General features: G+C 39.9%; 17 protein-coding genes. 9 read left to right on the top strand and 8 right to left on the bottom strand.

The window, feature by feature from the left end:
- Window position 1: 1 nt before the first annotated feature.
- The 6 genes from prmA to mce form a co-directional block, all read right to left on the bottom strand.
- Complete coding sequence (gene prmA, locus GSQ84_RS02810) at window positions 2–841, bottom strand: 50S ribosomal protein L11 methyltransferase (RefSeq protein ID WP_158795731.1); 840 nt, start codon at window positions 839–841, stop codon at window positions 2–4.
- The gene (gene tpiA / locus GSQ84_RS02815; protein ID WP_158795732.1) at window positions 841–1,602 is read right to left on the bottom strand and encodes a triose-phosphate isomerase; all 762 of its coding nucleotides are present in this window, start codon (window positions 1,600–1,602) and stop codon (window positions 841–843) included. Before tpiA ends, prmA begins: the two co-directional genes overlap by 1 nt.
- Before the next feature lie 118 nt (window positions 1,603–1,720).
- Entirely contained in the window at window positions 1,721–2,899 is a 1,179-nt protein-coding gene (locus GSQ84_RS02820; protein ID WP_158795733.1) for a GlmU family protein, read from the bottom strand.
- A 71-nt stretch (window positions 2,900–2,970) separates the two neighbouring features.
- Window positions 2,971–3,219 carry a type B 50S ribosomal protein L31 gene (locus GSQ84_RS02825; RefSeq protein ID WP_090554400.1) on the bottom strand — a complete coding sequence of 83 codons (249 nt, stop codon included), beginning with the start codon at window positions 3,217–3,219 and terminating at the stop codon, window positions 2,971–2,973.
- 83 nt (window positions 3,220–3,302) lie between these two features.
- Entirely contained in the window at window positions 3,303–3,590 is a 288-nt protein-coding gene (locus GSQ84_RS02830) for a hypothetical protein (protein ID WP_158795734.1), read from the bottom strand.
- On the bottom strand, window positions 3,577–3,999 hold the full coding sequence (gene mce / locus GSQ84_RS02835; protein WP_158795735.1) for a methylmalonyl-CoA epimerase: 423 nt from the start codon (window positions 3,997–3,999) through the stop codon (window positions 3,577–3,579). The genes GSQ84_RS02830 and mce overlap by 14 nt, the downstream gene beginning before the upstream one ends.
- A 126-nt stretch (window positions 4,000–4,125) precedes the next feature.
- Between mce and GSQ84_RS02840 the strand changes: the two genes are divergently transcribed.
- The 6 genes from GSQ84_RS02840 to GSQ84_RS02865 all read left to right on the top strand — a co-directional run bounded on the left by GSQ84_RS02840 (window position 4,126) and on the right by GSQ84_RS02865 (window position 10,400).
- Complete coding sequence (locus tag GSQ84_RS02840; RefSeq protein WP_158795736.1) at window positions 4,126–5,337, top strand: IscS subfamily cysteine desulfurase; 1,212 nt, start codon at window positions 4,126–4,128, stop codon at window positions 5,335–5,337.
- A gap of 66 nt (window positions 5,338–5,403) precedes the next feature.
- Window positions 5,404–5,817 (top strand): Fe-S cluster assembly scaffold IscU, encoded by a 414-nt coding sequence (gene iscU, locus GSQ84_RS02845; RefSeq protein ID WP_158795737.1) that lies wholly within the window; start codon window positions 5,404–5,406, stop codon window positions 5,815–5,817.
- Window positions 5,818–5,875: 58 nt separating this feature from the next.
- Window positions 5,876–6,202: an iron-sulfur cluster assembly accessory protein gene (locus GSQ84_RS02850; protein ID WP_158795738.1), complete on the top strand. Its 327-nt coding sequence runs from the start codon at window positions 5,876–5,878 to the stop codon at window positions 6,200–6,202.
- Between the two features lie 147 nt (window positions 6,203–6,349).
- Entirely contained in the window at window positions 6,350–8,263 is a 1,914-nt protein-coding gene (locus tag GSQ84_RS02855) for a long-chain fatty acid--CoA ligase (RefSeq protein ID WP_158795739.1), read from the top strand.
- A gap of 115 nt (window positions 8,264–8,378) precedes the next feature.
- The gene (gene lysS, locus GSQ84_RS02860) at window positions 8,379–10,100 is read left to right on the top strand and encodes a lysine--tRNA ligase (RefSeq protein WP_158795740.1); all 1,722 of its coding nucleotides are present in this window, start codon (window positions 8,379–8,381) and stop codon (window positions 10,098–10,100) included.
- A gap of 87 nt (window positions 10,101–10,187) precedes the next feature.
- Complete coding sequence (locus GSQ84_RS02865) at window positions 10,188–10,400, top strand: hypothetical protein (protein WP_158795741.1); 213 nt, start codon at window positions 10,188–10,190, stop codon at window positions 10,398–10,400.
- Between the two features lie 48 nt (window positions 10,401–10,448).
- Here GSQ84_RS02865 and GSQ84_RS02870 read toward each other — a convergent pair whose 3' ends face one another.
- Entirely contained in the window at window positions 10,449–10,988 is a 540-nt protein-coding gene (locus tag GSQ84_RS02870) for a DUF2892 domain-containing protein (RefSeq protein ID WP_158795742.1), read from the bottom strand.
- A gap of 205 nt (window positions 10,989–11,193) precedes the next feature.
- On the opposite strand from GSQ84_RS02870, the gene GSQ84_RS02875 reads away from it, so the two are divergent.
- Together GSQ84_RS02875 and ung are read left to right on the top strand one after the other, a co-directional pair.
- Complete coding sequence (locus GSQ84_RS02875) at window positions 11,194–11,604, top strand: thioredoxin family protein (protein ID WP_158795743.1); 411 nt, start codon at window positions 11,194–11,196, stop codon at window positions 11,602–11,604.
- Window positions 11,605–11,608: 4 nt separating this feature from the next.
- Window positions 11,609–12,286 carry a uracil-DNA glycosylase gene (gene ung / locus GSQ84_RS02880; protein ID WP_158795744.1) on the top strand — a complete coding sequence of 226 codons (678 nt, stop codon included), beginning with the start codon at window positions 11,609–11,611 and terminating at the stop codon, window positions 12,284–12,286.
- Window positions 12,287–12,308: 22 nt separating this feature from the next.
- Here ung and GSQ84_RS02885 read toward each other — a convergent pair whose 3' ends face one another.
- Entirely contained in the window at window positions 12,309–12,779 is a 471-nt protein-coding gene (locus GSQ84_RS02885; protein ID WP_041884810.1) for an Lrp/AsnC family transcriptional regulator, read from the bottom strand.
- Between the two features lie 132 nt (window positions 12,780–12,911).
- Here GSQ84_RS02885 and GSQ84_RS02890 point away from each other — a divergent pair, with 132 nt between their 5' ends.
- On the top strand, window positions 12,912–13,577 hold the full coding sequence (locus GSQ84_RS02890; protein ID WP_158795745.1) for a metal-dependent transcriptional regulator: 666 nt from the start codon (window positions 12,912–12,914) through the stop codon (window positions 13,575–13,577).
- Window positions 13,578–13,586: the final 9 nt, after the last annotated feature.

The raw sequence follows: 13,586 nt of genomic DNA on the forward strand, positions 1-13,586 counted from the left end.
TTTAATTCTTTTTAAATCGCGCAGCAACCCATTCCCCTATTTTTTTGTGGCTAACGTAACTTATATGTAAAAGTTTACAGGCATCTGTAATCATCTCTAAATCGGGCGATTCATAAAAACCACTAAAGTAGATTTCACCGCCGCTTTTTAGTACTTCAGCATATACCGGAATCTGGTCAAGCAAAATATTACGGTTAATGTTTGCCAGAATGATATCGTAATTTAACCGGGGAATTGTTTCTTTACCCCCGCATAAAGCAGTGATATTGGTTATACCGTTCAGTGCAGCATTTTCTTTAGCACTCAGGTAACAAACTTCATCGTTATCTATCGCAAAAAGTTCTCCCGCACCTCTTTTGGAAGCCAGAATAGCTAGTATACCAGTTCCGCAGCCCATATCGAGGATCAATTTATCTCTCACAGCTGCCTCCAGAACGTATTGCATCATCATCGTGGTAGTTTGATGGTGCCCGGTACCAAATGCCATTTTTGGATCGATAACAATCTCGTACTCATATTGAGGCTGGGCAGGATGAAAAGTTGCCCTTACATAACAGTTATCCGCTATAATCAGCGGTTCAAAGTTTTTTTCCCATTCTTCATTCCAGTTCTCCGCTGCAATTTCTGTTACAGTAAAGTTGTATTCAAATTCATCTTCAAACTGAAGAAGTGTATCGTCAAGGGCTTGCTGCTGATAACTGTCGTAATCTATAAATGCAGAAAAACCATTTTCAGTATCTTCAAATGTATTGAATCCAATTTCGGCCAATTCATTGATCAGCAGGTCCTGCTGATACCCCTGAATACTAATAAAGCTAAATGTTACCTGAATATACTGCATTAAGCATTAAAAGTTTTAACGATATCTGCAAAATCACGCGATTTCAGAGAAGCCCCGCCTATTAATCCACCATCGATATCTTTCTGTGCGAACAGCTCTGCAGCATTTTTAGGATTACAGCTTCCACCATATAAAATAGAGGTCTCTTCTCCTACTGTCTCGTCATATTGAGCAGTAATTTCGGCACGTATAAATTCATGTACTTCCTGAGCCTGCGCTGCGGTAGCAGTTAATCCTGTACCAATAGCCCAAACCGGCTCATAAGCGATAACTATTTTAGAAAAATCTGCTGCACTTAAATCAAACACACCATTTTCCAGTTGTCCTCTTAAAATTTCAAAGAAATTACCGTTGTTTCTTTCATCCAATGTTTCACCGATACAAAAGATAGGTGTTAACTGGTTAGCCAGGGCAATCTTAGTTTTCTCGGCAAGCAGGGCATCACTTTCAGCAAAATACTGACGGCGTTCTGAGTGTCCGATAATTACATATTCACAACCAACAGATTTGACCATTTTAGCAGAGATTTCACCTGTATAAGCTCCACTTTCTTTTTGGTGACAATCCTGTGCACCGATTTTAACTGTTTCCCCACCCAATTTAGACAGACTGTTCAAATGGATAAAAGGAGCGCATATGATAGCAATTTGGTCGCCTTTTTTTTCATCTCTAACGATGTTAACGATTTCTGAAAACAAAGAAATACCTTCTGCGTAATCTGTGTTCATTTTCCAATTTCCTGCTACTATTTTCTTTCTCATAATTAATCTATTGTTATTTCGGTTGTACTATTATTTTAATCTCAGCTTAGGTTGTTACTGCTATATATTGTTAAACGTCATAATTACACTAATAAGTGCGAAAGTAAAAAACTCTTATTTAAAAATGCCTATAAATTGACGTTAATTTGAAAATTTCGGCCAAGATATCTTTTTCTAACTGATTAAATTCAATATTTCTGCGTTCAAATACCTTTTCCGTAGTATCAACTAGTTTATCCAGCCTGTAATCCTCAAATCCACTGGCACCGCCCCATGAAAAATCGGGAACAAAATTTGGCGGGTAACCGCCTCCGAATACGTTAGCACCAACACCTACTACCGTACCTGTATTGAACATCGTATTGATTCCGCATTTGGCATGATCTGCCATGATCAATCCACAAAACTGAAGACCCGTTTTACGGAAGGCAGTCTGTTCATAATCCCACAACTTAACCTCTGCGTAGTTATTTTTAAGATTTGAATTATTGCTGTCGGCCCCCATATTACACCACTGCCCCAATACTGAATTTCCCAGATATCCTTCATGTCCCTTGGAAGAGCTTCCCCAAATCACCGCATTGTTAATTTCTCCGCCTACCCTGCTATATGGCCCTATCGTAGTTTGCCCGTAAATCTTACTGCCCATTTTCACCACTGAATTTTCACAGAGCGCAAACGATCCCCTGATATGGCTACCTTCCCAAACCTGTGAGTTTTTACCCAGATATACCGGACCATTCAGCGTATTAAACGTAGAACATTCGACTTCCGCACCTTCTTCAATAAATATATCATCCCCCAGCAGCATATTTGTAGAACTTAAGCTGGCTGAAGTCCTGCCCTGGGTTAACAACTTAAAATCAGCTTTCAGCTGAAGATCATTGTTTTTAAAAATATCTTCAGGATATACGATCCGTGTAAATGTCCCAGGATAATCCACAGGGTTAAGCGTTGCCGCCTGGGCTAAGCTCAGCAGTTCACCGGGATTAATCTTAAAAGCAAGGATGATTTTATCCTGCCTGAGCACTTCGCCTTCACGAAGCATAGTAATTGCTTCAAATAGAAATTCGTCAGGGCATACAGCGCCATTGATAAAAGTATCCGCATCGGGATGGATGGTATATTTAGCGGACAGATAATCTGCCGTATAGTATCCGGGGGTCTGCCCTGCATACCTTCCCCATTTTTCAGCTATGGTTAATATGCCTAAACGCAGATCGGCCACGGGCCTGGTGAAAGTGAGCGGGCGCAGGGAGAACCATGAGCTATCGTCGAATAAATTAAAAGATACCATGGGTGCAAAAATAAAAAAAGTCCCGAAGCATACGCATCGGGACCTTAAGATAATTTCTTATATGGCTAAAATTATTTCTTAGCGTAACGGGTTTTGAATTTATCAATACGACCAGCAGTATCTACCAGTTTCATTTTACCAGTGTAAAATGGGTGAGAGGTGTGCGAGATCTCTAATTTATATAGAGGGTACTCATTACCATCTTCCCAAGTAACAGTTTCTTTAGTATCTACACAAGATTTAGTTAAGAAAGAATATTCGTTAGACATATCTTTAAATACTACGAATCTATAGTTTGATGGGTGAAGATCTTTTTTCATATGAATATATACTTATTTGTCGCTTATTTTGAAGGTTGCAAATATCCAAATTATATTCTTTATATACAAGAATTAATGTAAAATTATGTACTATACTTTTTCCAGGTTTCTATTTTCTGTTTCTGCCGGCTAATGTATTCATCTGCAATTACTTCTGCCGATGGTAGTTGAGAACGTCCAATCAGCAGGGATTTCATCCGTTCTTCGTTTACATCTGCACGGTATAATATATTCATCATTTTAGAGATATCATTATCCAGTAACCAGGAAAAAGCATAGATCATTTTTTCCCTGATCATCTCATCAGATAACTCTTCTTCCAATTCAAAATCCTTACTGATGATCCTGATCAGCGATTTATTCTCCTCCATCAGCTGCAGTTTTAATTTCCTGGCACAATTCTACCAGCACACCATTTGTGCCTTTCGGATGCACAAAACAGATGAGCTTATTGTCGGCCCCCGGTTTAGGTTCCTCACTTAACAACACAAATCCTTCGTTCTTTAATCTTTCCATTTCCTGGCGGATGTCATCCACATCAAATGCAATATGATGAATACCCTCTCCTCTTTTTTCGATGAAAGTACCCACCGGGCTGTTAGCCGCCGAAGCAGCAAGCAGCTCAATTTTGTTTTCACCGGTCAGGAAAAAAGCGGTATCCACTCCCTCCGAAGCAACCGATTCGCGTTTGTATGCCGGAACACCCAATAACTTTGCATAAAGATCACAGGATTGATCCAGATCTTTAACTGCTATGCCAATATGTTCAATTTTATTCATCTGAAGATTTAGCGTTAGAAAAATGTAAAAATGCATGTTTTGCAGTTGCTATCATAGGGCTTGTTTACAATTTGTGGTAATCTTTTTTTGTACATTTGTAAAGTAGAAAAGAATAATTCACAGCCAATGGAACTTCCTATTTATCTAGATAACAATGCAACAACACCTCTCGACCCAAGGGTGCTTGAAGTGATGCTGCCTTATTTAACCAGTAAATTCGGTAATGCCGCCAGCCGTAACCACGCTTTTGGCTGGGTTGCAGAAGAAGGCGTGGATTATGCCCGTGAACAGGCCGCTAAATTAATTGGCTGTGCGGATAAGGAGATCATCTTCACTTCCGGCGCTACAGAAGCAGATAATCTCGGTATCAAGGGCGTGTTCGAAATGTATCATGAGAAGGGAAATCATATCATTACTGCAACTACAGAACATAAAGCTGTTTTAGATACCTGTAAACATCTGGAAAAGTTAGGCGCCAGGGTAACTTATCTGAAGGTAAAAGAAGATGGCCTGATCGATCTTGCTGAACTGGAAGCAGCAATGACAGAACAAACGATACTGGTTACCATTATGTATGGAAATAACGAGATCGGTGTAGTGCAGCCCATTAAAGAAATATCAGCTATAGCCCATAAATACGGTGCTTTATTCATGACCGATGCAACACAGGCAGTTGGTAAAATACCTGTTGACGTGAATGCAGACGGAATAGATCTGATGGCTTTTAGTGCGCATAAAATGTATGGCCCTAAAGGTGTTGGTGTGTTATATGTACGCCGTAAAAACCCAAGGGTAAAAGTAACGGCACAAATGGATGGCGGCGGTCATGAGCGCGGTATGCGTTCAGGCACATTAAATGTACCTGGTATAGTAGGTTTAGGTAAAGCCTGCGAACTGTGCCGCTTAGAAATGGATGAAGAAGCCAAACGTCTTTCTGCCTTAAGGAATAAACTGGAAAGCGCTTTGGGCGAAATGGAAGAAAGTTATGTGAACGGCAATACAGAACACCGCCTGCCGCATGTATCCAATATATCTTTCAAATATGTGGAAGGTGAAGGATTAATGATGGCCATGAAAGACCTTGCCGTTTCTTCCGGTTCGGCCTGCACCTCTGCATCACTGGAACCTTCTTATGTATTAAAAAGCCTGGGCCTTTCAGATGACCTTGCTCATTCTTCTATACGTTTTGGCCTTGGCCGTTTTACCACCGAAGAAGAAATTGATTATGCAATTGAAAATACAAAAAAAGCAGTTGACCACTTAAGAAATCTATCCCCGCTTTGGGAGATGTTTAAAGAAGGAATTGACCTGAGTAAAATTGAATGGGCTGAACATTAGTTTTAGTAATCATCATCCTACAAAACAATAAAAACGACACCCTGATAAAGGACCTGAAAATTAACAATGGCATATTCAGAAAAAGTAATGGAACACTATACCAACCCACGCAATGTTGGTACTTTAGACAAAAACAGCAAATCAGTAGGTACTGGTTTAGTTGGCGCTCCTGAATGCGGCGATGTCATGCGTTTGCAGATTGAGGTTGATGAAAACAATGTGATTACTGACGCCAAGTTTAAAACCTTTGGCTGCGGCTCTGCCATTGCTTCTTCTTCTTTAGCTACAGAGTGGTTAAAAGGTAAAACAGTAGATGAAGCCATGACGATTGACAACATGGATATCGTGGAAGAACTGGCGCTGCCACCTGTAAAAATCCACTGCTCTGTACTGGCAGAAGATGCCATCAAATCCGCTATTAACGATTACCGTGTTAAAAATGGAATGGCACCAATTGAACTGGCAAAATCACATCATTAAATATTACTTTATGGCATGCTTTTAGCAGCCGATTAACAGATTTTAAATCAATAAGCATATGATCACTATAACAGAAAAAGCAAAAGGTAAAATTGATCACTTAATGCAGGAATCTCAAATGGACACCAATTACTTTTTACGGGTTTCTGTAAAAGGCGGAGGATGTTCAGGGTTAACCTATAATTTAGATTTCGATAACGAACAAAAAACAGATGATCAGTTTTTTGAAGATAAAGGAATACGTATTGCATTGGATATGAAATCATTTTTATACCTCGCAGGTACGGAGCTTGACTTCACAGATGGTATAAACGGAAAAGGTTTTAATTTTAACAATCCCAATGCAACCCGCACTTGCGGATGCGGAGAGAGCTTCTCCGTTTAATTTCTACCAAATGACATTGAAAAGGGCGCCTATGGTGCCCTTTTGTCATGAAAAAAATTTTCTGGTACCCTGTAGCTGCTTGTTTTCAGTATCTTGATTGTGTTTTTAGTGTAAAAAACTTTATTATTGCCTCGCAAAACATCAAATATGGTATCATTTAACGAATTTTCTACCGTTCCAGGTTTATTAAGAAACGTGGTAGAAAACATTCATCCGCCTGAAGACACTTTTCTTATCCACAAAAAAAACGAAGAATGGGAGAATATCTCCTTTAAGCAAACCTTAAACAAGGCTGACGCAGTTGCTGCATTCTTCCTGGAAAAGAAAATCGTTAAAGGCGACCGCCTGGGGCTGATCATTGAAAATGGCCCGGATTATGTTTATTACGACCAGGGCATTCAGCAGATCGGGGCAATCAATGTATCCATCTACCCTACCCTTTCAGAACAGGAAGTAGAATATATCATTAATGATTCAGGGATGAAAGCCATCCTGATTGGTAATCCTTTCCTCTACAAAAAAGTTTTAAAAATTGCCGATAACTGCCGCGCATTATTATATATTATTCCCGCATTTGCGGAATATGCTAAAACAGTTGTTCCTGGAGACCTGCACGCTGAAGTCATCAGTTTTGAACAGCTGCTCGCATCGGGTACAGACTTAACCCCTTCTTATCAGTCACAGATTACGGAAAGGCGTACAGCGCTGCGCCCCTCAGATACATCTTCCCTTGTTTATACCTCCGGCACTACCGGTACGCCTAAAGGTGTGATGTTATCTCATGGAAATTTTGTAGAAAATGTCAAAGTGTGCCTGCAGCAAATTCCAGTGATTGATGAAACCGATGTTTTCTTATCGTTTTTACCGCTGTCGCACGTTTTTGAACGGACAGCAACCTACCATGTCTGCTGCGCACAGGGCTGCAGGATGGCTTTTGCACAAAGTTTAGAGCTGCTGGCTAAAAATATGGGTGAGATTAAACCAACGGTGATGAACTGCGTACCCCGCTTACTGGAGCGTATTCACGACAAAGCCATTAAAAGCGGAACTGCCGACGGAGGATTAAAGTCTAAGATTTTCCTCTGGGCACTGGAAACAGGAAAAAATTACCGCCAGAAATTCGAAGCCGGACAAACACCGGGACTGTTCTTATCCACAGAAAAAATGATCGCCGAAAAACTGGTTTTCAGTAAGATTAAAGAGAAAACCGGTGGCAGATTAAAGTTTATGATATCCGGCGGTGCAGCACTCCCTAAAAATGTGGGTGAATTTTTTGGCAACCTGGGTATTAAAGTACTGGAAGGATTCGGATTGACAGAAACCTCACCGGTAATGTCTGTTACAGAATATGACAGACAGGTTTATGGCACCGTAGGACGTGTTATTCCCGGTATAGAAATCGGTATTCAGGATGTAGAAACCAAAGACATCATCAATATTCAAACCCATGAAACATTCAATGAAGATTTTGAATGTGCAGAAGGAGAGATCATTGTTCGCGGTCATTGTGTAATGCAGGGGTATTTTAACAAACCTGCCGAAACCGCCGAAGCTATTGATAAGAACAACTGGTTTCATACCGGTGATATAGGCCGCTTTTATAAAGGTAACCTCCAGATCACAGACCGCTTAAAAAACATGATCGTAAATGCTTATGGCAAGAATGTTTATCCTACCCCTGTAGAAAATATCTACCTGAAAAGTATGAAAATTGAACAGCTGTTTTTAATAGGTGACAAAAGAGAATACCTAACGGCTATCATTATTCCTAACAGGGAAAGCCTTCAGGAACATTTTAATTTACCAGATGCCTTTTTCACGCAACCGGAGATCTTCATCAGCGAACCACAGATCATCGACTGGATTGGTCAGGATATCAAAAAGTTTTCCAATGAGCTGTCTAAGTTTGAACGGATAAAGAATTTCAAGGTGAAAAGAAACCCCTTCAGTATGGATGAAGGAGAGATCACACCTACCATGAAAATAAAGCGTAAGGTAGTAGAAAAGAAATACGTGGAAAGTATTAATGCCATGTATGCCGCATCAGTTGAAGCTGATTAGAATTTTCTAACAAAACACCCTTCTTATTTACTATTTTTGCGGAACATTCGAATGGTTATCATTCGAATGTTCGTCATTATAACCTTATCCGGCGAAAGCCGAATATTTAAAACATATGAGTACAGGACTATCAGAACAAGAAGTATTGCGCAGAAATGCGCTTGTCCAGTTACGTGAACTGGGAATTGACCCCTATCCTGCCGAGGGTTATGAGGTCAACGCAAACGCAGCAGATATACTAGCCAACTTTGAAACCAATAAGGAAGCTTATCAAAATATAAGTTTAGCCGGAAGGATCATGACCCGCCGTATCATGGGAAGTGCTGCTTTTGCAGAATTACAAGATGCTACAGGCCGTATCCAGGTTTATTTAAAGCGGGATGAACTTTGTCCTGATGAAGATAAAACATTATACAATACTGTTTTTAAGAAATTACTGGACCTTGGCGATTTTATTGGTATCAAAGGGTTTGTGTTTTTAACACAAACCGGCGAAATCTCTATACACGTTACTGAATTCAAGTTATTATCGAAATCGCTAAAACCACTGCCAGTGGTTAAACGCGATGAAGAAGGAAATATATTTGACGGGTTTACAGATCCTGAATTAAGATACAGACAGCGTTATGTAGACCTGACCGTAAACCCAGGCTTTAAACAGATCTTCATTAACCGCTCAAAGGTGATCAGGACCATGCGTAATTACTTTGATGAGCAGGGCTGGATGGAGGTAGAAACCCCAATTCTGCAGCAAATTCATGGAGGTGCAGCGGCACGTCCCTTTGCTACACACCACAATACGCTGGACATGCCTTTGTATTTGAGGATTGCCAATGAATTGTATCTAAAAAGACTGATCGTTGCCGGTTTCGATGGTGTTTATGAATTTGGAAAAATGTTCAGGAATGAAGGTATGGACCGCACGCATAATCCTGAGTACACAGCAATGGAAATCTATGTGGCTTACAAAGATTATATCTGGATGATGGCCATGGTAGAAGAATGTCTGGAAAAAGTAGCCATAGCTATCAACGGTACGCCTATCGCAAAAGTTGGAGAAAAGGAAATCAATTTTGCAGGACCTTATGAAAAGCTCACCATGTACGAATCGATCCAGAAATATACAGGGATCGATGTATCGGCCATGACCGAAAACGAACTGATAGCTGCCTGTAAAAGTTTCGGCATTGAAGTGAACCCAAGTATGGGCCGCGGAAAGCTGATCGACGAGATATTCGGCGAAAAAGTAGAGGCCAACCTGATACAGCCTACTTATATTACCGACTATCCTCTGGAAATGTCGCCACTGGCTAAAAAACACAGAAGCAAAGCAGGGCTGGTAGAAAGATTTGAACTCTTCGTAAACGGAAAGGAAATTGGCAATGCCTATTCTGAATTGAATGACCCGATAGATCAGAAAGAACGTTTTGAAGATCAGTTAAAATTAGCCGCCAGAGGCGATGATGAAGCGATGGTAATGGATGAAGATTTTGTCCGCTCACTGGAATATGGAATGCCTCCTACCTCAGGGTTAGGTATTGGTATAGACCGTTTGGTGATGCTAATGACTAACCAGACTACTATACAGGAAGTATTGTTCTTCCCTCAAATGAGACCGGAGAAAAAAACAAGGGTAACCAGCGATGAAGATTTTGTCAAAGCAGGAATACCGGCAGAATGGGTTCAGGTGATCAGGAAAATGGGCTTTAACACAGTTGAAGATCTTGCCGGAGCCAATGCCAACAAGGTATTCAACGACCTCGGTGGAATGCGCAAGAAATTGAAGCTGGATTTAACAATGCCGTCAAAAGAAGAGGTAACCGCCTGGTTCTCTTAACACAAACATAATATAAACTTAAAGGCCTGCCGTAGTAATATACGGCAGGCCTTTCTTATTTTTATAAAACATTAAAATTGTATAGCTATGAACAACTCTAGTCTTGAAATAACTGAAAACGAATACTGCATAAAACTAAATAAAGATGCTTTTGACTTGTCGCTGATCCGTCAGCTGATCAAGAGGATCCAGTCAGAACAATTATTTTTTAGCAGAAGCAAAGACTATCTGGAGGATGATATCCTGAGCAGAGGCGGTCTGAATGAAAATGAGAACTTTGACAGTTTAAACGAAAAATAAAAAAAGCCACATGTTGTGGCTTTTTTTATACTCAATTTCTATTGATCACTATCTGTATCTTACCTGTTGCTGTTTATCCAGCATTCCCAGCTGATCTTTCATTTGTTTGATCTGATCTGCCAGCAACTTATTCTTATCGGCTTTCTTAGCCTCCGTAAGATACATTTGCGCTTCTCTCTTGTTACGTTTACCCATTGCAATACCAGCTAAGCTGAGCTTGGCTAATGCAATGTTATGATCCATCTGCATACCCAATGAAAGTGCTTTCTTAAAATATTTCTCTGATTGCATTGGTGCTTTCCTGGACTCTATCAATCCTACCAGCAGATTGTAATAACCATGCTGCATCCTGATCAGCTGTTTTTCATAATTGGTTATTCTGTTCAAATAACCTTCGGCTTTCGGCATATCGTCTTTACGCAGGAACCATTGTGCAAGCAGCATATTTTCATTGTAGAAAAAGGTTGCAATAATGATGATACTGATCAGCACCGCTAAAACACCCCATCCCCAAAAACCGAAAATCATAAGTGCTATAGCAGCACCCAATATCACAAAACCTGCAATAAGTCTTACTATGTTTGGCATATCTGTTTTTAAATTATTTTTTTTGCAAATATCGTGTTTATATACCGGATATCAGATTTAAAATCACAATTATTATACACCCGTTGAAAACAAAATGTATCGTGGCACATGCAAAATGAGCAGCCGATAAACCAAAACAATGAACATTTGAAGCTTATATTTGTTACCAATCTGACAAATCAGCATTAAAAGAAATATATAACATATGCACAATTCATATACACGTGAGGAATTGGCAACTTCGCAAGAGATGCAAGGAAGATACGACATAGAATATCCCGGTTATCAACCAGACCAAAAAGCCATCAGTCACTTAAAAACCTTGATTAAAAATAAAAAAATAACCATTGTTTTGGGTACCTGGTGCGGAGACAGTAAATTGCAGCTGCCACGGTTTTATAAAGTCATGGATGAAGCCGGTGCACAAGATGGACAGGTAACGCTGATCTGCGTGGATGAATCGAAAAAGGCAGAAAATGGCCTGATTGATCATTTAAACATAGATCGTATCCCGGTGTTTATCTTCACGGAAAATGATATGGAAATAGGTCGTATAACAGAGTCGCCATTGTCTTCGCTGGAAAACGATATGGTTGAAATCTTAACAAAAAAATAGAAAAATGTCTGCAGCGTTAGAACCGGGCTGGTTAAATGTGCTCGAAACTGAATTTGAAAAACAATACATGAAAGACCTGAAGGCTTTTTTACTGAGTGAAAAAGAAAATGGTTTTACCGTATTCCCAAAAGGTGCTGACATTTTCAATGCCTTTAACTACACGCCTTTTGATAAAGTTAAAGTAGTGATTCTTGGTCAGGACCCCTATCATGGGGATGGCCAGGCACACGGCCTGTCGTTCTCTGTAAAAAAAGGGGTTACCGTTCCACCCTCCTTAAAAAATATTTACAAAGAACTGGAAACAGATATAGAGGGCTTTAAAACACCAAATCATGGTAACCTGACACAATGGGCAGAAGAAGGTGTTCTTTTGCTGAACGCCACACTTACCGTTCGTGCACATCAGCCAGGATCACATCAGGGAAAAGGATGGGAAGCATTTACCGACCAGGCTATCAGTCAATTATCAAATCAAAAAACAGGCCTCGTATTCTTATTGTGGGGGAAATTTGCGCAGAATAAATCATTACTGATCGATGAGCAAAAACATACGGTGATCAAATCAGCACATCCTTCGCCTTTTTCTGCTTACAATGGTTTTTTTGGAAGTAAACCCTTTTCTAAAACCAATGCGGCTTTAACCAAACAGGGATTACAGCCTGTTAACTGGCAAATCAGCTAGTTAACAGGCCAGGAGCCTTTTTTTAATATTCCAGAGGAACGATAGGTTCTTTTTTTGTAGTAGACATAATCATCATCGTTTGAAAAGTTTTCACTACGCTGATCTTACTGATTTTGTCCATAATCAGACGTTCATAAGCCTTAATATCACTTACATATACCTTTAAAAGGAAATCGGCCTGACCAGTAACGTGATGACATTCAGTGATTTCCTTGATCTGGTTCACTTCATCCAAAAATATCTGGATGGTATTATTTTTATGAAAATCTAGTTGCACCTGGATAAAGGTTTTAATTCCCAAACCTAATTTTTCCTCATCAACCAGTGCATGATAACTCTTAATAAAGCCAGACATCTCTAACTTCCTCACCCTTTCCAGCGTAGGTGCTGGCGATAATCCAATTTCCTGAGATAAAAGCAGATTGGTTATTCTCCCGTTTTCCTGTAAAAGTTTAAGTATTTTAAAATCTATTTTATCTAATTCTGCAGCCATTTTATCGATATTGAACTCAAAGATAGAATATCGCTTGTCAATCCGCCAAATTTAATTCTAAAAATTATCAATAAAATTATGCTTTATTTTATAAAATAATTTTTAGATTAGACTAAATTTACAATTAGAGCAATGCAATCTTTCACTGAAGAGAACTATCTGAAAACCATCTATCATCTATCACAGGTCAATGAAAGCCCTGTGCAGACCAATGCCATAGCAGAAAAGATGCAAACCAGGGCTGCATCGGTTACTGATATGCTAAAGAAACTTTTCGATAAACAGCTGATCGATTATAAAAAATACCAGGGAGTGACCTTAACTACCCATGGTGAGACGGTCGCTATCGGCGTAGTAAGAAAACATCGCTTATGGGAAGTGTTCCTGGTAGAAAAACTTCAATTCAGATGGGACGAAGTACATGAAATTGCAGAAGAGCTGGAGCATATCAATTCTGCAGCGCTGGTAGAACGGCTGGATGAATTTCTCGGCTTTCCAAAAAGGGATCCGCACGGAGATCCCATTCCAAACAGGGACGGAATTTTTGAACCCTCCCTAAACGTTAACCTGCATCAGATCCCAAAAGGAAACTATGCAGTTATTATAGGCGTAAGCGAGCATTCGCCTGCTTTTCTGAGGCACCTGGAAAAACTGGAACTCACCATCGGCGTGGTACTGGAGCTAATTGAAATTACTGAATATGATGGTTCCGTGGAACTGCTCGTGAACAACAAAAAAATTAATATCAGCAGGGAAGTTGCACAGCATATTCTCGTAAATCGTAAAGAAACCGTATAGATAGAACGC

The sequence above is a fragment of the Pedobacter sp. L105 genome, assembly GCF_009765875.1.
GTDB lineage: Bacteria > Bacteroidota > Bacteroidia > Sphingobacteriales > Sphingobacteriaceae > Pedobacter.